This window comes from Mesorhizobium sp. M7A.F.Ca.AU.001.01.1.1 (assembly GCF_004022735.1).
Classification (GTDB): domain Bacteria; phylum Pseudomonadota; class Alphaproteobacteria; order Rhizobiales; family Rhizobiaceae; genus Mesorhizobium; species Mesorhizobium ciceri.
The window spans coordinates 1-536 of sequence record NZ_RZPF01001332.1; the positions used below are offsets into that span (position 1 = coordinate 1).

A 536-nucleotide genomic window follows, 5' to 3' on the forward strand; every position below is an offset into this window, starting at 1 on the left:
GGCGCCTGCCAGTATCTCGCCAAGCCCGCCAATACAGACGACATAGAAGCGGCTTTCGGCCAGGTCGAGGGCAATGCTTCGGTGCCGCTCGCCGAGCGGCCAACCTCGATAAAGAACCTCGAATGGGAGCGCATCCACGAGACGCTGGTGGAGGCCGACTTCAACATTTCCGAGACGGCACGACGGCTGGGCATGCACCGCCGGACGCTGGCGCGGAAGCTGGAGAAGAGGCGTGTGAAGTAGGCACGATCCACCGGGCATGGCACATCGTGGCGATGCCGATGATAAGATTGATGCCGGCATCAATCGTTGCATTCGAACGATGTCCTCCAAAGGAAAAAATTGGCAGGGCAGGGATTAAAATCCCCACATGTTCCGTAAACAGGACATGAAACCGCCGATGCCACGCTTTGACATCATAGGACAGCTCGGTTCGCTGCGCCGCTATGCGCGCTCGCTGACGCGCGACAGCACCGACGCCGAGGACCTTGTCCATGACGCGCTGGTGCGCGCTTATGAGCGGCGCAGCACCTTCC

Annotated in this window: 2 protein-coding genes; both read left to right on the top strand. The window is 60.4% G+C overall.

Annotated elements, in window-relative coordinates; all coding sequences use genetic code 11:
* Positions 1–243 (top strand): helix-turn-helix domain-containing protein (locus EN884_RS38005; RefSeq protein ID WP_206617788.1); only part of this gene is annotated, 243 nt, incomplete at its 5' end.
* Positions 244–370: 127 nt separating this feature from the next.
* Positions 371–536: sigma factor (locus EN884_RS38010; protein WP_281034879.1), on the top strand; the 166-nt coding region annotated here is incomplete at its 3' end.